15 protein-coding genes are annotated in these 18,585 nt (G+C 73.5%); 9 read left to right on the plus strand and 6 right to left on the minus strand.

Going from position 1 to position 18,585, the window contains the following annotated elements:
- Positions 1 to 331 precede the first annotated feature (331 nt).
- Positions 332 to 757, plus strand: coding sequence for a hypothetical protein (locus ACI2LW_RS04980; RefSeq protein WP_404729724.1), 426 nt, complete (start codon positions 332 to 334; stop codon positions 755 to 757).
- 281 nt (positions 758 to 1,038) lie between these two features.
- Here the strand turns inward: ACI2LW_RS04980 and ACI2LW_RS04985 are convergent, their stop codons facing one another.
- Entirely contained in the window at positions 1,039 to 2,274 is a 1,236-nt protein-coding gene (locus tag ACI2LW_RS04985; protein ID WP_404729725.1) for a hypothetical protein, read from the minus strand.
- 329 nt (positions 2,275 to 2,603) lie between these two features.
- Between ACI2LW_RS04985 and ACI2LW_RS04990 the strand changes: the two genes are divergently transcribed.
- Positions 2,604 to 3,284 (plus strand): class F sortase, encoded by a 681-nt coding sequence (locus ACI2LW_RS04990; protein WP_404729726.1) that lies wholly within the window; start codon positions 2,604 to 2,606, stop codon positions 3,282 to 3,284.
- A gap of 20 nt (positions 3,285 to 3,304) precedes the next feature.
- Here the strand turns inward: ACI2LW_RS04990 and ACI2LW_RS04995 are convergent, their stop codons facing one another.
- Positions 3,305 to 4,153: a polysaccharide deacetylase family protein gene (locus tag ACI2LW_RS04995; RefSeq protein WP_404729727.1), complete on the minus strand. Its 849-nt coding sequence runs from the start codon at positions 4,151 to 4,153 to the stop codon at positions 3,305 to 3,307.
- 196 nt (positions 4,154 to 4,349) lie between these two features.
- Between ACI2LW_RS04995 and ACI2LW_RS05000 the strand changes: the two genes are divergently transcribed.
- A complete protein-coding gene (locus ACI2LW_RS05000) occupies positions 4,350 to 4,829 on the plus strand; it encodes a universal stress protein (RefSeq protein WP_404729728.1) in 480 nt (159 codons plus the stop codon).
- A 199-nt stretch (positions 4,830 to 5,028) separates the two neighbouring features.
- Positions 5,029 to 6,441 (plus strand): amino acid permease, encoded by a 1,413-nt coding sequence (locus tag ACI2LW_RS05005; RefSeq protein ID WP_404729729.1) that lies wholly within the window; start codon positions 5,029 to 5,031, stop codon positions 6,439 to 6,441.
- A 174-nt stretch (positions 6,442 to 6,615) separates the two neighbouring features.
- Here the strand turns inward: ACI2LW_RS05005 and ACI2LW_RS05010 are convergent, their stop codons facing one another.
- Positions 6,616 to 7,788, minus strand: a complete 1,173-nt coding sequence (locus ACI2LW_RS05010) for a CapA family protein (RefSeq protein ID WP_404729730.1) — start codon at positions 7,786 to 7,788, stop codon at positions 6,616 to 6,618.
- 273 nt (positions 7,789 to 8,061) lie between these two features.
- On the opposite strand from ACI2LW_RS05010, the gene ACI2LW_RS05015 reads away from it, so the two are divergent.
- The 3 genes from ACI2LW_RS05015 (at position 8,062) to ACI2LW_RS05025 (ending at position 10,056) form a co-directional block, all read left to right on the plus strand.
- Entirely contained in the window at positions 8,062 to 8,613 is a 552-nt protein-coding gene (locus tag ACI2LW_RS05015) for a sigma-70 family RNA polymerase sigma factor (protein ID WP_404729731.1), read from the plus strand.
- Between the two features lie 135 nt (positions 8,614 to 8,748).
- Positions 8,749 to 9,264, plus strand: a complete 516-nt coding sequence (locus ACI2LW_RS05020; RefSeq protein WP_404729732.1) for a hypothetical protein — start codon at positions 8,749 to 8,751, stop codon at positions 9,262 to 9,264.
- A 141-nt stretch (positions 9,265 to 9,405) separates the two neighbouring features.
- The gene (locus ACI2LW_RS05025; protein ID WP_404729733.1) at positions 9,406 to 10,056 is read left to right on the plus strand and encodes a zf-HC2 domain-containing protein; all 651 of its coding nucleotides are present in this window, start codon (positions 9,406 to 9,408) and stop codon (positions 10,054 to 10,056) included.
- A gap of 78 nt (positions 10,057 to 10,134) precedes the next feature.
- Here the strand turns inward: ACI2LW_RS05025 and ACI2LW_RS05030 are convergent, their stop codons facing one another.
- A complete protein-coding gene (locus ACI2LW_RS05030; protein ID WP_404729734.1) occupies positions 10,135 to 10,998 on the minus strand; it encodes an Fpg/Nei family DNA glycosylase in 864 nt (287 codons plus the stop codon).
- 50 nt (positions 10,999 to 11,048) lie between these two features.
- A complete protein-coding gene (locus ACI2LW_RS05035; RefSeq protein ID WP_404729735.1) occupies positions 11,049 to 13,136 on the minus strand; it encodes a SpoIIE family protein phosphatase in 2,088 nt (695 codons plus the stop codon).
- A gap of 175 nt (positions 13,137 to 13,311) precedes the next feature.
- On the opposite strand from ACI2LW_RS05035, the gene ACI2LW_RS05040 reads away from it, so the two are divergent.
- Both ACI2LW_RS05040 and ACI2LW_RS05045 read left to right on the plus strand, forming a co-directional pair.
- Complete coding sequence (locus tag ACI2LW_RS05040) at positions 13,312 to 14,733, plus strand: lipase maturation factor family protein (protein WP_404729736.1); 1,422 nt, start codon at positions 13,312 to 13,314, stop codon at positions 14,731 to 14,733.
- Positions 14,734 to 14,881: 148 nt separating this feature from the next.
- Entirely contained in the window at positions 14,882 to 15,289 is a 408-nt protein-coding gene (locus ACI2LW_RS05045; RefSeq protein ID WP_404729737.1) for a DUF3224 domain-containing protein, read from the plus strand.
- A 94-nt stretch (positions 15,290 to 15,383) separates the two neighbouring features.
- Here the strand turns inward: ACI2LW_RS05045 and ACI2LW_RS05050 are convergent, their stop codons facing one another.
- Entirely contained in the window at positions 15,384 to 18,404 is a 3,021-nt protein-coding gene (locus ACI2LW_RS05050; RefSeq protein WP_404729738.1) for an alpha-mannosidase, read from the minus strand.
- Positions 18,405 to 18,585 lie beyond the last annotated feature (181 nt).

The following is an 18,585-nucleotide window of genomic DNA, read 5'->3' on the forward strand; positions in this document are numbered from 1 at the left end:
CCCAACCGTCCTCGGCCGACGCGCCCTCGGTTGACGCGCCCTCGGTTGACGCGCCCTCGGTTGACGCGCCCTCGGTTGACGCGCCCTCGGTTGACGGTCACTCACCCGCCGACGGTCCCCGACCGTTCGCGGCCGATACTGCTCCGGCGGCCGGGTCCCTCTCCCCCGGCCGCCGGAGCCGCGTCCCCTGGGCGGCCCACACCATTGCCCCGTTCGCCCGGGTGCGATCGCGCCGGAGTGCGCTTCTTCCTAGCGTTTCGATCATCGAGGTGCACGTCCGGTACAGGCGGAAGAGGTCCGCCGCTGCTCCTCGGGGACCGGAGGACTCATCATGCGCGTAATAGGCGTTGTCTCGGCCGCACTTCTCGGCGTCGGCGCCCTCACCCTCTCCGCGCCCGCGGCCTTCGCCAGCGGCGGTGACGGCTCCTACGGCGGAGGCGGCGGAAGCCACTCCTCCTACGGCGGAGGGGGCGGCGAGGGCCGCTCCGGCGGCGGTGGAGGCGGAGGAGGCCACTCCTACGGCGGCGGAGGCGGCGAGGGCCGCTCCGAGGACGACGGGGACGACGAGGGCCGCTCGGGCGGCTACGACTCGGGCAGGCCGGAGCACTTCCGGCACGGCGTCCACGCGGGCGGCGGCGGCACCGTCGCCGGCTTCGACCTCGAGCAGATCGGCATGGGCACCGCGCTGATCGCCGGATCGGTGGGCGCGGCGTACTTCCTCGCGCGCCGCCGCTCCGGCGAGGAAGGCGCCGCCTGAGCGCGCCGCCGTCGCCCCGCACGGCTTCGCCCCGGACTCTCCCGGGTCCGGGGCGAAGCCATGTGCAAGGCCGGGTGCGGGCCAGGTGGTTGCGGGCCAGTCGCGGGCCAGGTGTGACGGCGCGTGCGACGAGACGCACGGCACCCCGGTGCGACGACGTGCACGGCACCGCGTGCGGGCGCCCGCGGAAACGACGGGATCCGGCCTCCTGGGGCGAGGGAGGCCGGATCTTCCCGCTCGGGCGGGCCGCCGGTGTGTGGCGCTCGGCGCCGGGCGCGGTCTCAGGTCCGCCGCTCCGACCGGCGGCGCATCCAGAACACGCCCGCCCCGAGGACGCCCGAGCCCACCAGGGTGCCGCCGATGGCGATGTCGGCGGGGGTGGCGCCGGTGGTGGTGCCGCCGCCGACGCCGCCCCGGACACCGCCGACGACCGTGAAGCTCCCGGGCCGGACGACCGAGCCGCCGTTGCAGATGATGACGATCTGGTAGGTCCCCGGGAGCGCGTCCGGCCGGATCACCACCACGCCCCGCGCCCGCTCGCCGGAACCGGTGACCGGGCGCAGCGGGGTCGACGGGAAGACCCGCGAGGACATGGTGCCGCCGTTGCGGCAGCCGTTGACCGTGACCGCCAACTGCCCGCCCCGGCCGATGGCGTTGGGCTCGATCAGGACGTTGCGGTCGCCCCCGATGCCGCCGACTCCGCCCACTCCTCCGATGCCGCCGATGCCCCCGATGCCGCCGATGCCTCCGACACCCTCATTGCCCTTGCCGGGCACACCACCGACGCCGCCGATGCCGCCCACCCCGCCGACGCCCCCGATACCGCCGACGCCCCCGACACCCTCATTGCCCTTGCCGGGCACACCACCGACACCACCGATGCCGCCCACCCCGCCGACGCCCCCGATACCCCCGACGCCCCCGACACCCTCATTGCCCTTGCCGGGCACACCACCGACACCGCCGATACCGCCCACCCCGCCGATGCCGCCACCGGGACCGATGCCGATCCCGCCGCCCGGACCGTTCCCGGGCCCGCCGGGACCGCCGAAGTGGTGGTGGCCGTGACCGCGGCCCCGGTTGAGGCCACCGGCCCCTCCGATCCCGGGACCGCCGGGACCCCCGCCACCGGGGCCGAACTGTCCGTTGCCGTTGCCGAAGAAGGGGCCGGCCCCGTTGCCCAGGCCGTTGCCGTGGCCGTTGCCGAAGAAGGGGCCGGCCCCGTTGCCCGGGCCGTTGCCGAAGAAGGGGCCGGTCCCGTTGCCCGGGCCGTTGCCGAAGAAGCCGCCGAGTCCGTTGCCGGGGCCGCCGAACTGGCCGTTGCCGGGACCGCCGCCCACCGGACCGGGGCCGCCGAACTGGCCGTTGCCGAAGACACCGATCTGGCCGTTGCCGGGACCGACGTCCCAGTTGGCGCCCGGCGCGTCGCCGCCCTTCGCGGCGGCCGCGGGGGCGGCGAGCCCCGCGGTGGCGATCACCGCGAACAGCACCGCCAATGGGGTACGAGCACTACGCATCTGATTCCTCCGCGGAAGGCGCCCCGGGGACCCGTACCCGGTCGATCGGCGAGAAAGCACCTCCCGGAAAAACCCTCGGATGCCCTGTTCGCAGGCGCATTTCGAGGCTGGTCCGTATCGGTGACCGGCGCACCGGCCCGATTCACCCGCCCGGCGATCACCGCAGGTCACACACCGTCAGAATTCAGCCCCCGGGAACGACTCGGATGGCGCACCGAAAACGGCCGTCCCCCGTTCGCCACTGCCCCCGCGCCGGTTGCGCGTACCGGATCTAGCGTTTTCGTATGCGCGAATGACGCGGCGACGGCCGCGTCGAGAGGGGATGGTCCATGTCTGCGAGCGAGCTGGCCAGGATCGCCGAAGAGGAGGAGGAGCTGCGGCGGCGGAAGAAGCGCGCGCCGTGGGGCGTGATAGCGCTGGTGCTGCTCACCGGACTGGCCCTCATCCGCAACGGTTCGGGCGAGTTCGACGTGGGTCCGCCGCAGCCCGCGACGGCGGCGGCGCCGGACACCAGCCGCGCGCCGGACCTCCCGCCCGGGACCCCGGCCACGCTCCCCCGCTCGCTGCCCGACCGGGTGAAGATCCCCGTCATCCAGGTGGACGCGCCGGTCACCGCGGTCGGCGTGGACTCCGACGGCTGGGTCGCGGCGCCTCCGCCGGACGACCCGAACCTGGCCGGCTGGTTCAACGGTGCGGTGACCCCCGGGGAGAAGGGCACCGCGGTCGTCGTGGGCCATGTGGACAACAGCATGGGCCCGGCCGTGTTCTACGGGCTCGGCGCGCTGAAGAAGGGCAACCACGTCGAGGTCCACCGCAAGGACGGAAGGACGGCGGTCTTCGAGGTGTACGGGGTCGAGGTGTTCGAGAAGAACGACTTCCCCGGCGACCGGGTGTACGGCTCGAAGGGCACTCCGGAACTGCGGGTCATCACCTGCGGCGGCGGTTACACGAAGCAGACCGGATACAAGGGGAACGTGGTCGTCTTCGCCCGGCTGGTCGACGTCAAGTGAGCCGCCCGCGCGCCGGTACGTCAGCCGTAGGTCCGGCGCGGCACGGTGAAACGGTAGCCGTCGTCCAGCAGGTGCGGCAGGTACTTGCGCAGGGCCCGGACGGTCTCGGAGCGGTCGCCCCCGGCGTCGTGGGAGAGCACGACGACGCCGGGGGCGGCGCCATGCTCGACCTGGCGGACGATGGCGCGGGTGCCGGGGGTGGTCCAGTCGAAGCTGTCCACCGTCCAGGCCAGGGGCTCCATGCCCAGCTCGGCGCCGAGCTGGAACGTGGCCTTGTTCCAGGCGCCGTAGGGGGCGCGGAACCACTGGGGCGGTGCGCCGTAGGCCTTGTCGATGACGTGGCAGGTGCGCTCGATCTCGGAGCGGATCTCCCGGCGGGTGAGTTCGGTGAGCAGCGGGTGGGTCCAGGTGTGGTTGCCCACGACGTGCCCCTCGTCGGCCATCCGGGCGAGCAGGTCGCGGTTCCAGTCGGCCATCTCCCCGCACACGAAGAACGTCGCCCGCACGTCGTACTTGGCCAGGGTGTCCAGGATCTGCGGGGTGTAGCGGGGGTCGGGCCCGTCGTCGAAGGTCAGCAGCATGGTCCTGCCGCGGCCGGACATGCGCAGGATGGGCGCCCGGCGCACCCGGGTGGGCAGGGGCTGGGCGCGCTGCGGGAGGTCGCCGGTGAGCGGGTGCAGCCGGAACGCGGAGGGCCTGGAGGCGCTGTGCGCCTGGGGGCCCGCGGCGGGTGCGGCCCCGCGGACGGGGCGGGAGGAGCCCGGGGCACCGGTCAGCAACAGGCCGGCCGTGCCCGCCGTACCCGCCGCACCGAGGGCGGCCCCGGCGAACAGCAGCCGGCGCCGTGTGAGCAACTGATCCTTTCGCATGCCTCATCAGTGACCGGTCCACCCGTCCGGCACCGTACCCCCCGGCCGAATACACCCGCCCGGCCCAGTACCACCCGGCCGATGTCCCCGAGCTCCGCCCGGACCCGGGCACATGACCGTACCGGCCCGGCCCGGGCCTGGGCACATGACCGTACCGGCCGGGGACGGCCGGGGGTCTTTCCGATAGCCTCGCAGAGTGACGGAACAGCACGGGCAGCACGAGCGCCGCAAGCAGGAGTTCGAGCGGGGCACGGACGGGCCCAAGGTGATCGTCGCCGGAGTGGACGGCTCCGACTCCTCGATGCGGGCCGCGGCCTACGCCGCCGGCCTCGCCCGCCGGCAGAGGGCGCTGCTCGCCCTGGTCTACGTGCAGCCGGTCATGACGGCGGGCGCCGCGCTGGGCGCGCCGGTGGCCGGGACGACCGACGAGATCGCCGAGGACCTGGTGCAGCAGATCCGGGAGGCCACCGAGCGGCTGAAGGGGATATTCGAGGTCCGCTGGGAGTTCCACACCTTTCCGGGGGATCCGTTCAACGGCCTGGTGAAGGCCGCCGACGAGCTGAAGGCCGACGCCGTGGTCGTGGGCGCCTCCGAGCAGGCCGGCCACCGGATCATCGGCTCGGTCGCGGTCCGGCTGGTCAAGGCGGGCCGGTGGCCGGTGACGGTGGTGCCGTAGCGCCGGCGCGTGCCGGCCGGTGGAGCCGGGAACCCGCTTCTCAGGGCCCGGGAGCGCGGGCCGTGCGAACCGTCGCGGCGTGCCGCTGTGTGCGCGCCGTCGCCCCGGGCGTGCGTGGCGTCTTCCGTACCCGGCGGTGCTGGGTCATCATGATCCGATCCGCCGTCAGCCGTTTGCCGTCTGGGAAGAGGTGAGGCACATGGCCGGGCTCCGGATGGGCGAGGGCATTCTCCGTCGCAAACCCATCGAACACATCGAGGACACGGAAGTCCGCGAGGGCCCCCGGCTGGAGAGGTCGCTCGGGCTGTTGCAGCTCACCGCGATCGGCGTGGGCGGCATCATCGGAGCGGGCATCTTCACCCTGGCCGGCACGGTGGCCAACGGCACGGCCGGTCCCGCCGTGGTGGTGTCCTTCCTCATCGCCGGTGTGGCCAGCGCCGCCGCCGCGCTGTCGTACGCCGAGTTCGCGGGCCTGATCCCGAAGGCGGGCTCGGCCTACACCTACGGCTACGCGGTGCTCGGCGAGTTCGCCGGCTGGTTCATCGGCTGGGACCTGCTGCTGGAGTACACCGCGATCGTGGCGGTGGTGGCGATCGGCATCTCGGGCTACTTCAGCTTCCTGATCGAGGACATGGGCGCCAACCTGCCCGCGTGGATGCTCGGCGCGCCCGGGACCGGGTCGGGGCACCGGATCGACCTGTTCGCGGCCATCCTGTGCCTGCTGATCGCCTGGCTGCTGACCCTGGGCATCCGCAGCGCGGCCCGCTTCGAGACGGTCGTGGTGGTGCTGAAGGTACTGGTGGTGCTGGTGGTGATCGCGGTGGGCCTCTTCCACATCAACACCGCCAACTACCACCCCTTCTTCCCCTACGGGGTCGGCGGCGCGTTCACCGGCGCGGCGACCGTGTTCTTCGCGGTCTTCGGCTACGACGCGATGTCGACGGCGGCCGAGGAGTCCAAGGACGCCCAGCGGCACATGCCGAAGGCGATCATCTATTCGCTGGTGATCGCGATGGTGCTGTACGTGGCGGCCTGTCTGGTGCTGACCGGCATGCAGAACTACAAGGACATCGACAAGGAGAGCGGCTTCTCCACCGCGTTCAAGTCGGTGGGGCTGAACCGGCTGGCGGACGTGATCGCGGTGGGCGCGATCATCGGCATCCTGACCGTGATGTTCACCTTCATGCTGGGCGTGACCCGGGTGTGGTTCTCCATGTCCCGGGACGGGCTGCTGCCCCGCTGGTTCGCCAAGACGCACCCCACGCGCCACGTGCCGACGCGGGTGACCTGGATCGTCGGGGTGGCGTCGGCGCTGATCGCCGGGTTCCTGCCGATCGGGGAGGCGGCCGAGCTGACCAACATCGGCATCCTGCTGGCGTTCGTGGTGGTGTGCACGGCGGTGATCGTGCTGCGCTACCGGCAGCCGGAGCTGCCGCGCTCCTTCCGCACGCCCTGGATGCCGTTCGTGCCGGCGCTGGGGGTGGTCTTCTCCATCTGGCTGATCACGTTCCTGCAGTGGCAGACCTGGGTCCGGTTCGCGGTGTGGTTCCTGATCGGCTGCGTGGTCTACTTCGGCTACTCCTACCGGCGGTCGGAACTGGCCAAGCGCTGACGGGCGGCGCGCGGGGCCGCCGGCCGCCCGGACGCGAGCCGGCGCACCCCGCCGCCGTCACCTCGGTCACCGCCGCCCGCCGCACCGCTGTCACCGCCGCACCGCTCTCACCGCCGCACCGCCCGCCGCCGTCACCGCCGCCCACGGCCCGCCGCCGCCCGCCGCCCGCCGCCGTCACTGTCCCATCACCAGGCCGTCCTTGGCCGCGCCCCGGGCGAGCACCACGCCGCGGATCCGGTCACGGACGCCCTCGAGGTCGGCGCCCTGGGCGACCGCCTCGCCGAGGTCCACCACCCGTCCGGCGTCGAGGTCGAACATCTCGGGGAAGAACTCCGCCCTGGCCACCTCCCAGCGGCCGCCCGGACGCGCGGGCGGCCGGAAGGTGAAGCGGGCCAGGGTGCTCTGGTTGGCGCGCGGGTCCCACAGGCCGCCCGGGCCGCCCGTCCCACCGGTGATCTGGTCACCGAGGCCGTAGACGACCCAGGTGCCGTTGACCTTCTCGTACGCCTGCGGCACATGGGCGTGGGTGCCGAGGATCAGGTCGACCGCGGGGCGGTCGCCGTCGCGCGCGGCGGTCAGCCGCCGCACCAGGGCCACCTGCCGCGCGTCGGGGACCTCCTGCCACTCCCAGCCCCAGTGCAGGGACACGACCACCACGTCGGCGCCGGCCCGGCGGGCGGCGCGGGCGTCGGCGAGAACCCGGTTCTCGTCGAGCAGGGCGAGCGCCCACGGCTGACCGGCCGGCAAGGGGCCGTTCGTGCCATAGGTGTAGGCGAGGTGGGCGACGACCGCGTGCCCGGCGCGCAGCAGCGTGACGCCGCGCGCCTCGGCGTCGGTGCGCGCCGATCCGGCGTGCCGCACACCGGCGCGGTCCAGGGCGTCGAGGGTGCGCCGCACGCCGTCCGTGCCGCCGTCCAGGGTGTGCTCCGAGGCGGTCGAGCAGCTGTCGTAGCCGGTGGCGGCGAGGGCCTCGGCCAGTTCGGGCGGGGAGCTGTAGCGGGGCGCGCCGGCGGCTGCGACGCCGGGCGCGCCGTAGGGGGTGCCGGTCTGGCACAGCGCCACGTCGGCTGCCGACACCAGGGGTTTGACGCCCTCCAGCATCGGGCGGAAGTCGTGGCCCGCCCCGCCCGCGTCGAAGCCGGCCCGGTCGGCGACCGGGCCGTCCGGGAGGATGTCGCCCGAGGCCACGAGCGTGAATCCGCCGGCCGCCGGCCGGGCCGCGGTGGCCGAGGGACCCGCGTGCCCCGCGGCGGCGTGCCGCTCCTGGCGGTGCTGTGCCTGGCAGGCGGCGCCCGCCGCGAGCAGTGCCGTCAAGGCCAGGGCTGCCTGCCGTCTGCGTGCGATCACCGGTTCACCCCACTACGGTCGTACGGAAAGGACTGTCATAAAGACACATGAATGGGTACGAATCTCACCGTTGCCGCAAACGGCATCGGCGTGCACGTACGCCCCTCGGGTGTGTCCGGCAGGGCCTGACGGACCGTTCGTCGGGGCCTGACGGGCCGTTCGTCGGGGCCTGACGGACCGTTCGTCGAACCGTTCACCGACGCGATCGACCGTCCGCCGCACAGCCGGGTGCGCGCCCTGTGCACACGCCGCGCCCTGCGGTGCCATACGGCCATGACGGCCGGAACCACCACCCTGACGGGCGCACCGACGACCGCCGAACACGAACTCGCCGCCCTGCAACGCGAGCACGGCCGGCCGCTCTTCGCCCTGCTGCTGCGGCTGAGCGACGGCGACCGGCAGCGCGCCGAGGACCTGCTCCAGGAGACCCTCGTCCGCGCCTGGCAGCACCCCGAGGCACTGCGGGCCGACTCCTTCGACTCCGTCCGGCCCTGGCTGCTGACCGTGGCGCGCCGGCTCGCCATCGACGCGCGCCGGGCCCGGCAGGCCCGGCCGCCGGAGGTCGGGGACGCGGTGCTGGAGCACCACCGGGTGATCGCCGACCACGCCGAGCGTTCCGCCGCGACGCTCGACGTCCGCGAGGCTGTGAAGACACTCACGCCGGAGCACCGTGAAGTCCTGGTGCTGGTGTACTTCCGCGGGGCGAGTGTGGCGGAGGCCGCCGAGATCCTCGGGATCCCACCCGGTACCGTGAAGTCCCGCGCGTACTACGCGCTGCGCGCCCTGCGCCGGGTGCTCCCGGGATACGCGGCCGACCTGCGGTGAAACCGACTGCCGAGTCAAACCTCCGTAAAGCGCCTTGCTGTGGACCACCGTTGAGTAATCGGCTGTCCTCATCCGTGTTCCGGACTGGGACCCGGGGTCGGGCCGAAGTCACGCACCGGAGGAAGGCAGGAAGGGATGCAGCACAGAGGTCAAGAGAGCACGGACGGCCAAGGCGGCAGTGAACTGGCCGTCCCCATGGCCTGGTTGTACGCCGAGTACATCGCCGACGAGCTGCTGCGCACCGGCGACCTGATGCCGCCGACGTCGTTCGAGTTCCGCGCCGGGCGGGACGCGCTGGCGCTGACGATCTTCCTGTCCGACACCGGCGGCGAGCTCTCCGGCATCCGGGTGGTCTCGCAGCTGGAGACCTGGCTGTCGCTGACGGCGTACGACCAGCCGTGGCAGGACTGGGTGTGCGAGCGGATGGCCGACCTCGCGGCGCGGGCGTACGACGCGGGCGTGGCCTCGCCGGACCTGGCGCTGGCCGAGGCCGCCTGGCGGTGGCTGGAGGAGACCGAGCTGCTCGCACCGGACCTGGACGCGGTGCCGGGGCGCACGGGAGCGGCCGCGGAGGACGACGGGCCCAAGGTCTGGACGCCCGCCTGGCAGCTCGGACTGCCCCTGGGACACCTCGCCATCCACCTTTTCTAGATTCCGACCAATCCGCGGGACCGGCCGCTCCGAACCTCTTGATTACGATTCGGTGTGTGGCTTGAGTGATTCGGCGGTCCGGTGCGTACCGGTGGGAGCAAGGAGTAACCCACACTCACCCCACGGTCACGAGGATTCGGCATGAGGTCCCTGGAAAGGCATCGCGACGTCGGCGCGTACGCGCTCGGCGTGCTGGACGAGGCGGAGGCCTTCCGCTTCGAGGACCACCTCATGGAGTGCCCTCGGTGCGCGGCGCAGGTCACCGAGTTCGGTCCCACCGCACGGCAGCTGCTGCTGTACCGCCGGGCCACGCCGCGTTTCGTGCACCCCATGACCCAGCCGGGCCCCCGGCTCCTGGACCGGCTGATCGGCGAGGTGGCGCGGCGGCACCGGGCCGGCCGCCGGCGCCTGCTGTACGGGCTGGCCGCCTCGGTGGTGCTCGCGGTGGGCGGGCCGGCCCTGGTCGCCATGGCCGGGCACGAGAACGGCCCGGTGGACATCACGGCGACCGACGCGAGGACGGGCGTGTGGGCCGAGGTGAAGGCCGAGGACGCCGACTGGGGCAGCTCGGTGGAGCTGCGGATCAAGGACGGGGCGGGACCCCGGTCCTGCCGGCTGGTCGTGATCGGCCGCGACGGCTCGGAGGAGACGGTGACCACCTGGAGCGTGCCCGCCCACGACGCCGGCGCCAGGACGATGGCGGGCGGCGCGGCCATGCACACCGAGGACATCGACCACTTCGAGGTCCGCACGCGGGACGGCGCCCACGTGGTGACCCTCGGCTCCTCCTGAGCGTCCGCACGGCGTCCGAGCACCTGACGCCGGCAGCCGGGCCGCCGCACACCGCTCCAGCGGCCGAGCCGCCGCGCCTCACTTCAGCAGCCGGGACAGCCTGCGGTCCGCGAGCGGCCGGCCGCCGGTCTGGCAGGTGGGGCAGTACTGCAGCGAGGAGTCGCTGAAGGAGACCTCGCGGATGGTGTCGCCGCACACCGGGCAGGGCTCGCCGGTGCGGCCGTGCACCCGCAGGCCGCTCTTCTTCTCCGCCTTCAGCCGCCCCGCCGCCAGTCCGCGGGAACGCTCGACCGCCTCGGTCAGCGTCGTGCGCAGCGCCTCGTACAGCCGGGTGACCTCCTGCGCGGTCAGCGAGTCCGCGAGCTTGAACGGGGACATCCCGGCGGCGTGAAGGATCTCGTCGCTGTAGGCGTTGCCCACGCCCGCGACGACACTCTGGTCGCGCAGGACCGTCTTGATCCGGCGCCGCTCCCCGGCGAGCAGGGCCGCCAGGCGCTCCTCGTCGAAGCCGGGGGCCAGCGGATCGGGGCCCAGGCGCGCCACGCCCGGCACCTGCCGCGGGTCCCGTACGACGTACACGGCGAGCCGCTTCTGGGTGCCGGCCTCGGTGAGGTCGAAGCCGGCTCCGGTGTCCAGGGCGACCCGCAGGGCGAGGGGCCCCTTGCCGGGCCGGGGCGCGCCGTCGGGCAGCGGGTCCTTCCACTGCAGCCAGCCGGCGCGGGCCAGATGGGTCACGAGGTGGGGGCCGTCCCCGGTCTCCACGTCCAGGAACTTGCCGAGCCGGCGCACCCCGGTGACCCGGTGGCCCTCGAGGGCGGAGACGGGCGGGTCGTACGTCTTCAGGACGCTGACCGCTACGGGCAGTACCCGTACGATGGCGCGGCCGGCCAGGTTCTCGTTGAGGAAGTCCTTGAGCGCTTCGACCTCGGGCAGTTCCGGCATGGTTCCAGAGTGCCACCCGCGGCGGCGGAGGACAGGGGCCCCGGGGCCGTTCAGTCGCGCTCCTCCACCACGAACTCGCACCACATGCACTTGCCGCCGCCGCGCGCCTCCACGCCCCACACGTCGGCGAGCCGGTCGACGAGCAGCAGCCCCCTGCCGGAGACGCCCTGCTCGCCGGGCTCACGGCGGCGCGGCAGGGCGCTGGAGGAGTCCTCGACCTCGACCCGCAGCCGCCGCTCGGTGCCGCTGAGCACCCTCAGGGTGACGATCGCGGCGCCCTCGGTGTGCATCAGCGCGTTCGTGATCAGCTCGTCGGCCACGAGCTCGATCTCGTAGGAGCGCTCCCGGGCGCCCCAGGCGCGGACGGCGCTACGGATCATGTGCCGGGCCTGGGTCAGCGCCTCGGGGTCGCCGGGGGCGACGTGCTGCTGGAGGCGGCCCACGGGCTGGCGCTCGGCCAGGGCGCGGCGGCGCAGCACCAGCAGGGCCACGTCGTCGTCGCCGCCGCGCACCTCGGCCAGCTCGATCAGCCGGTCGGCCAGGTCCCGTACGTCCTGGGGCCCCTGGGCGACGACCGCGGCGAGGGCGCTCATGCCGTCGTCGAGGTCGGCGCCCGGCTGTTCGACGAGGCCGTCGGTGCACAGCACCAGGGCCTGCCCGGGGTCGAGCTCCATGGCGCTCACCGGGTACTCCAGGCTGCCGAACTCGGCGGACAGCCCGAGCGGCAGTCCCCCGTCGACCGTGATCCGGCGGCAGGTGCCGTTCCCCATGCGCAGCAGCGGGTCGATGTGGCCGGCGCGGACCACCTGGACGACGCCGGTGGACAGGTCGGCCTCCGCGTACAGGCAGGTCGCGAAGCGGTCGGTGTCCAGCTCGTGCAGGAACACCGAGGCGCGGGCCATCACGGTGGCCGGGGTGTGGCCCTCGGCGGCGTAGGCGCGCAGCACGATGCGCAGCTGCCCCATGACGGCGGCGGCGTGCGTGTCGTGGCCCTGGACGTCGCCGATGACGGCGCCGACCCGCCCGCCGGGCAGCGGGATCAGGTCGTACCAGTCGCCGCCGATGTCCCGGCCCAGGGAGCCGCCGGCGTAGCCGGAGCGGTAGCGCACGGCCACGTCGGCGCCGGGCACGCTGGGGATGGTGCGGGGGAGCATGGCCTGCTGCAGGCCCTGCGCGAGGTCCTTCTCCTGCTCGTAGAGCATGGCCCGCTGCAGGCTCTGGGCGATGCTGCTGCCGAGGGCGACGAGGACGTTGCGCTCCTCCTGGGAGAAGCCGTGCCGGCCGCTGTAGAGCAGGCCCATTCCGCCGATCGGGCGAGCCTGGGCGATCAGCGGCAGATAGGCGGCCGAGGTGATGTGCAGTCCGGTGATGTGCGGCCACAGGATGGGGTAGCGCTCGGCGAAGTCCTCCGGGGACTCGATGAAGCGCGGGCTGAGGGTGCGGACCGCCTCGCTCATCGGGTACGGCTCGTCGAGCCGGGTGATGCGGGTGCCGGGCACCGAGGTGCCCTCCGGGCCCTCGGCGACGAGTCTGAGGCGGCCGGACTCGAAGAGCCCGAGGACCAGGCTGGTGGAGCCGAGGAGGGCGAGGCCCTGGGCGTCCTTGACGACGTCGATGACGTCCTGCACGGTGCGCGCGTGGGCGAGGGCGGCCGTGACGGTCTCGACGACGTTGGTCTGCTCGCGCCGGGCGGTGTCGCGGGCCATCCGCTCCTGGAGCCCGGTGGTGTCGTTGAGCTCGTCGGTGGCGTCCCGGACGATCCCGATGATGCGGCGCGGACGGCCGGTGTCGTCGCGCCGGATGTAGCCCTGCGTGTAGGCCCAGTGCAGGGTGCCGTCGCGGCGGCGCAGCCGGACGTAGGTGCCGTAGTTCTCGCTGCCGTCCTTCATCGCCTGCGCCACCAGGCCGTCCAGCCGCTGTCCCTCGCCGCCCGGGATGCGGGGCGCCAGGCTCTCGGGGTGGCCGTCGTACTCCTCGGGGGCGATGTCGAAGATCTGGTGTGCCTGGGCGTCCATGTGCAGCAGACCGGTGTCCAGGTCCCAGTCGAAGCTGCCCATTCGGTTGAGCGCCAGGATCGGATCCGGGTGGGCGGGCCAGTCGTCCGGGAGTGACAGGGACTTCGCTCCCCGTTCAGCCATGGGGCCACCTTGCCAGTATTTGTCTGATTCTTCGAGCCGGGGGCAGGGTAGCCGGAGTCGGGTGGCGGCGGCCCGCTGCCGCGGTCCCCGCGAGCCGCTCGGGGCGCCCGGGACCCGCGTCACCGGGAGGGGCCCGGGACCCGCGTCACCGGCGGGGAAAGGAGCGCGAACGGCCGTGGGATGGTTCACCGCACCCGAGTACTGGCTGAGCCGGCTGGTCTTCCAGCGGGCGCTGGCCGCCGTGTATGTCGTCGCGTTCCTCACGGCGGCCCTGCAGTTCCGCGCCCTGCTGGGCGAGCGCGGCATGCTGCCGGTCCCCCGCTTCGTCGAGCGGGTGCCGTTCCGGCGGGCGCCGAGCCTGTTCCACTGGCGCTACTCCGACCGGCTCTTCGCGGCGGTGGCGTGGACCGGGTGCGCCGTGTCCGCGGCGCTGCTGGCGGGGCTGGACGCGCGACTGCCGCTGTGGGGCGCCATGCTCCTGTGGGCCGTGCCCTGGGCGCTGTACCTGTCGATCGTCAACGTCGGGCAGACCTGGTACGGCTTCGGTTGGGAGTCGCTGCTGCTGGAGACCGGCTTCCTCGCCGTGTTCCTGGGCAACGAGGAGGTGGCCCCGCCGGTCGTCGTGCTGTTCCTGCTGCGCTGGCTCCTGTTCCGCGTCGAGTTCGGCGCGGGGCTGATCAAGATGCGCGGCGACGCGTGCTGGCGCACCCTGACCTGTCTGCACTACCACCACGAGACCCAGCCGATGCCCGGGCCGCTGAGCTGGTTCTTCCACCATCTGCCCGGCCCGCTGCACAAGGCGGAGGTGGCGGCCAACCACGTCACCCAACTGGTGGTGCCGTTCCTGCTGTTCACCCCGCAGCCCATCGCCTCGGCCGCCGCCGCCCTGATGATCGTCACCCAGCTGTGGCTGGTGCTGTCGGGCAATTTCGCCTGGCTGAACTGGATCACGATCGTGCTGGCCCTGTCGGCCGTGCGGTTCCCGGCGCACCCGCCGTCCGTGCCCGCGCCCCCGCTGTGGTACGAGGTCGTCGTCCTCGCCGTGGCCGCGCTGGTGGTGTTCCTCAGCTACCGCCCCGTGGTGAACATGATCTCCCGCCGCCAGGTCATGAACCGCTCCTTCGACCCGCTGCACCTGGTGAACACCTACGGCGCGTTCGGCAGCATCAGCCGGATCCGCTACGAGGTGGTGGTGGAGGGCACGCTGGACGACACCCCGCGCGAGGACGCCGACTGGCGGGAGTACGAGTTCAAGGGCAAACCGGGGGACCCGCGGCGCTGGCCGCGTCAGTTCGCCCCCTACCATCTGCGGCTGGACTGGATGATGTGGTTCGCCGCGCTGTCCCCGGCGTACGCCGGCGCGTGGTTCGGCGCCATGGTGGAACGGCTGCTGGAGAACGACCGCGACACGCTCAGGCTGCTGCGCCGCTCGCCCTTCCCGCCGGACCGGCCGCCGCGCTTCGTCCGCGCCCGGCTCTTCCGGTACCGCTACACGAGCCCGCGGCAGCTGCGCGCGACGGGCGCCTGCTGGGACCGCACATACGTGCGGGAATACCTGCCGCCGACCCGGCTGGCGGAGCCCGCGCACGAGACCTGACCCCGCCGGACGCCCGCTCCGGCCTCCCGGCCCCTCGCGCGCCGCGTCCGAGCCCCTCGCGCCCCGCCCCGGCGGGCCACCCACTCACGCTCCCGACCGCCGGCCGGCCGACAGCCCGTTGTCAGACCCACCCGCTACGGTCTCGGGCATGAGAGCTACGGGCACCTTCACCGTGAAGTCGTTCACGCCGACCGGCCTGAAGCCGGACCCCGCCGTCGAAACGGCCCTCCCCGTGGGCGTCTCCACCCTGGAGAAGCACTTCGAGGGCGAGATCACCGGGCGCGCGGCGACCCTGTTCACCGCCGCGTACGACCAGGAGGCCGGCGTGGGCACCTATGTGGCCATGGAGTCCTTCGAGGGCGCCCTGCACGGCCGGCGGGGCGCCTTCAACTTCGTCCACTCCGCGACCACCACCGGCACCGACCGCACCGCGGAGTTCTTCACCGTCGTCCCGTCGAGCGGCACGGGGGAGCTGGCCGGGATACGCGGCTCGGGCGGCCTCGCCGTCGACCCCGACGGCACGCACCGCATCTGGTTCGACTACGAGCTGGACTGAGCCGGTCGGTCCGGGCCGAATCCCCCTGGACCGGGGGCGGTACGGCGCACGCGGCCGTACCGCCCCCGGTCCGCGGACGGGGTGCGCGCGGGTCTCAGGCGCGCCGCAGTCGCAGGGTCATCAGCTCGAACGGGCGCAGCCGCACGGTGATCCGCCCGCCCTCGTGGGCGGGTGCGGGCACGTCGGGCAGGGGCCGCTCGAGCAGGTCCGTGACCTCTGCCCCGGCCAGGTCGAAACCCGCGGTCAGCGTGGCCCGGGCGCGTCCTCCGTGGGCCTCGTGGAAGCGGACCACCACGTCCCCGCCGCCGTCGTCGGCCAGCTTCACGGCGGTCACGACCACCGCGTCCTCGTCCACGGTGACCAGCGGCGCCACCTCGCCCGCCCCCGTCAGGCGGCGTTCGGGCAGGTTGATCCGCCAGCCCTCGCGGACGGCGTCGGCGATGTCCGCGCCCGGCACCAGGGCGTGCCGGAAGCGGTGCACGCCCTGGTCGGTCTCGGGGTCGGGGAAGCGCGGGGCGCGCAGCAGCGACACCCGGACCGTGGTGGTGGTGCCCGGGTCGCCGTCGCGGCGGACGGTGCGGGTCACGTCGTGCCCGTAGGTCGAGTCGTTGACGACGGCCACGCCCCAGCCGGGCTCGGCGACGTGCACGAAGCGGTGGTTGCAGGCCTCGAACCGGGCGGCCTCCCAGGAGGTGTTGGTGTGCGTGGGCCGGTGGACGTGCCCGAACTGGGTCTCGGACGCGTACCGTTCGGCGTGCACGTCCAGCGGGAAGGCGAGCTTGAGGAACTTCTCCGTCTCGTGCCAGTCCACCTCGGTGTCCAGCACCAGCCGCCGCTCCCCCGCCGGCAGCGACAGCACCTGGGTGACCCGGGAGGAGCCGAAGGACCGTACGATCCGCACCGAACCGCCGTCCTCGCCGGCCTCGACCGTCTCCGCGTCCGTGAGGTCGGTGACCGTGTGGCGGTAGAACGCGTCCACGTCCCAGGCGTCCCACATGTTGGGGAGGTCGGGGTGCAGCTGGAGCAGGTTCGCGGCCCGGTCCGGCGCGACCGTCTCGCGGCCGGCCCGGATGTCGTACGCCGAGACCACCAGGCCCCGCGCGTCGATCCCGATCCGCAGCAGCCCGTTGTCCAGCACGAAGCCGCCGCCCTCACGCTCGGTGAGCGCCGTGGCGCCCTCGGCCCGCGCGGTGGCCGCGCCGCCCGCCGGGACGCCGGCCCGGGCGTGCGGCGCGGAGTTGAAGACCAGTTCGGTGCCGCCGTCACCGGCCAGGGCGCGCTGGGCGGCCTCGACGATCGCGCCGAGCTCCGCGGCGACCCGGTCGTACGTCGCCCGCGCCTCCCGGTGCACCCAGGCGATGGAGGAGCCGGGCAGGATGTCGTGGAACTGGTGCAGCAGGACCGTCTTCCAGATCCGGTCCAGGTCCTCGTAGGGGTAGGGGAAGCCGGTGCGCACGGCGGCGGTGGCCGCCCACAGTTCGGCCTCTCGCAGCAGGTGCTCGCTGCGCCGGTTGCCCTGCTTGGTCCTCGCCTGGCTGGTGAGGGTGGCGCGGTGCAGCTCCAGGTACAGCTCGCCCACCCAGACGGGCGGCTCGGGGTACTCGGCCTCGGCCTTGTCGAAGAAGGCCCGCGGAGTCTCCCAGACCACCCGCGCGGAGCCCTCCAGGTCCCGCAGCCGGGCGGCCTTGGCGACCATCTCCCGGGTCGTGCCGCCGCCGCCGTCGCCCCAGCCGGTGGGCGCGAGGGAGTGCCGGGCGACGCCCTTGTCCCTGAAGTTGCGGACCGCGTGGGCGATCTCGCCGCCCTTCATGGAGCAGTTGTAGGTGTCCACGGGCGGGAAGTGGGTGAAGATCCGGGTGCCGTCGATGCCCTCCCACCAGAAGGTGTGGTGGGGGAACTTGTTCGTCTGCGACCAGGAGATTTTCTGGGTGAGCAGCCGGGTGGAGCCGGCCGCGCGGATGATCTGCGGCAGCCCCGCGGCGAAGCCGAAGGTGTCCGGCAGCCACGCCTCGTCGTTCTCGATGCCGAACTCGTCGAGGAAGAACCGCTTGCCGTGCACGAACTGCCGGGCCATCGCCTCCGAGCCGGGCATGTTGGTGTCGGACTCCACCCACATGCCGCCAGCCGGCACGAACCGCCCGTCCGCGACCGCCTTCTTCACCCGGGTCCACACCTCGGGCCGGTGCTCCTTGATCCACGCCCACTGCTGCGCCTGGGACATGGCGAACACGAACTCCGGCTCGTCCTCCAGCAGCGCGGTCATGTTGGAGGCCGTACGGGCCACCTTGCGCACGGTCTCGCGCAGCGGCCACAGCCACGCCGAGTCGATGTGCGCGTGGCCCACCGCGCTGATCCGGTGCGCGGAGGGCGCCGCGGGGGCCGCGAGGACACCGGCGAGCCGCTCCCGGGCGCGGGCCGCGGTGCCGTTGACGTCCTGGAGGTCGACGGCGTCCAGGGCCCGGTCGACCGCGCGCAGGATGTCCCAGCGGCGCGGGGAGTCCACCGGCAGCTCGGCCATCAGCTCGCCGAGCACCTCCAGGTCGGCGACCAGGTGCCACACGGTCTCGTCGAACACGGCGAGATCCATACGGGTCAGGGTGTACTGCGGCTCGGCGCCGGCGGTCTCCCGGTCACCGAGGCGGGTGGGCCGGAAGGGGCGGTAGCCGAGGAGGACCGGGTTGGAGGCCGCCTCGATGTGCAGGACCACCTCCTCGCCGCCCGCGACCGGCGCGCCGACGCGCACCCACTGGTTGCGCGGGTTGAGGCCCTTCACGGGGGTGCCGTCCGGCGCGTAGACGAGGCCCTCGCACTGGAAGCCGGGCATGTTCTCGTCGAAGCCCAGGTCGAGCAGCGCCTCGACGGTCCGGCCGGCCCACGCGCGGGGCACGCTCCCGCGCACCCGGAACCAGCTGGTGCCCCACGGGGCGCCCCACCGGGCGCCCACCTGGATCGGCTGCGGCTCGGCGGCCAGCCCCTCGGCGACCGGTACGGGCTCGCCGGGCGCGTGCCACACCGCCACGTCGAGGGGGACGGACTCGGGGTACACGGCGGGACGGATGCGCTCGTCCAGGACGCGCCTGAGGCGGCCCTCGACCAGGTTGCGGTCGTCATGCATACGGGACGCTCCGAGGGTCGTACGACGGCGGACGGATCGGCGGGCTGTACGGGCGGACGGTTACCAGGGCGGCGGACGGTCGCGGGGGCCGACGCGGTGTAGAGCTCCCCCACCACGCGCACTTCGAACCGTACGGCGCGCCCGCCGGGCGCGGGCGAGAGGCCGGCGGCGCAGTACTGGG

The organism is Streptomyces sp. NPDC004065 (genome assembly GCF_044903565.1).
In the GTDB taxonomy this organism is placed as follows: domain Bacteria; phylum Actinomycetota; class Actinomycetes; order Streptomycetales; family Streptomycetaceae; genus Streptomyces.

Bases quoted from the DNA above. Each gene is read 5' to 3' on its own strand.
- ACI2LW_RS05030 (WP_404729734.1), bottom strand. From the start codon at position 10,998: ATGCCGGAACTGCCCGAGGTCGAAGCGCTCAAGGACTTCCTCAACGAG.
- ACI2LW_RS05015 (WP_404729731.1), top strand. From the start codon at position 8,062: ATGACGGCCGGAACCACCACCCTGACGGGCGCACCGACGACCGCCGAA.
- ACI2LW_RS05035 (WP_404729735.1), bottom strand. From the start codon at position 13,136: ATGGCTGAACGGGGAGCGAAGTCCCTGTCACTCCCGGACGACTGGCCC.
- ACI2LW_RS04985 (WP_404729725.1), bottom strand. From the start codon at position 2,274: ATGCGTAGTGCTCGTACCCCATTGGCGGTGCTGTTCGCGGTGATCGCC.
- ACI2LW_RS04990 (WP_404729726.1), top strand. From the start codon at position 2,604: ATGTCTGCGAGCGAGCTGGCCAGGATCGCCGAAGAGGAGGAGGAGCTG.
- ACI2LW_RS05050 (WP_404729738.1), bottom strand. From the start codon at position 18,404: ATGCATGACGACCGCAACCTGGTCGAGGGCCGCCTCAGGCGCGTCCTG.
- ACI2LW_RS04995 (WP_404729727.1), bottom strand. From the start codon at position 4,153: ATGCGAAAGGATCAGTTGCTCACACGGCGCCGGCTGCTGTTCGCCGGG.
- ACI2LW_RS05025 (WP_404729733.1), top strand. From the start codon at position 9,406: ATGAGGTCCCTGGAAAGGCATCGCGACGTCGGCGCGTACGCGCTCGGC.
- ACI2LW_RS05045 (WP_404729737.1), top strand. From the start codon at position 14,882: ATGAGAGCTACGGGCACCTTCACCGTGAAGTCGTTCACGCCGACCGGC.
- ACI2LW_RS04980 (WP_404729724.1), top strand. From the start codon at position 332: ATGCGCGTAATAGGCGTTGTCTCGGCCGCACTTCTCGGCGTCGGCGCC.
- ACI2LW_RS05020 (WP_404729732.1), top strand. From the start codon at position 8,749: ATGCAGCACAGAGGTCAAGAGAGCACGGACGGCCAAGGCGGCAGTGAA.
- ACI2LW_RS05005 (WP_404729729.1), top strand. From the start codon at position 5,029: ATGGCCGGGCTCCGGATGGGCGAGGGCATTCTCCGTCGCAAACCCATC.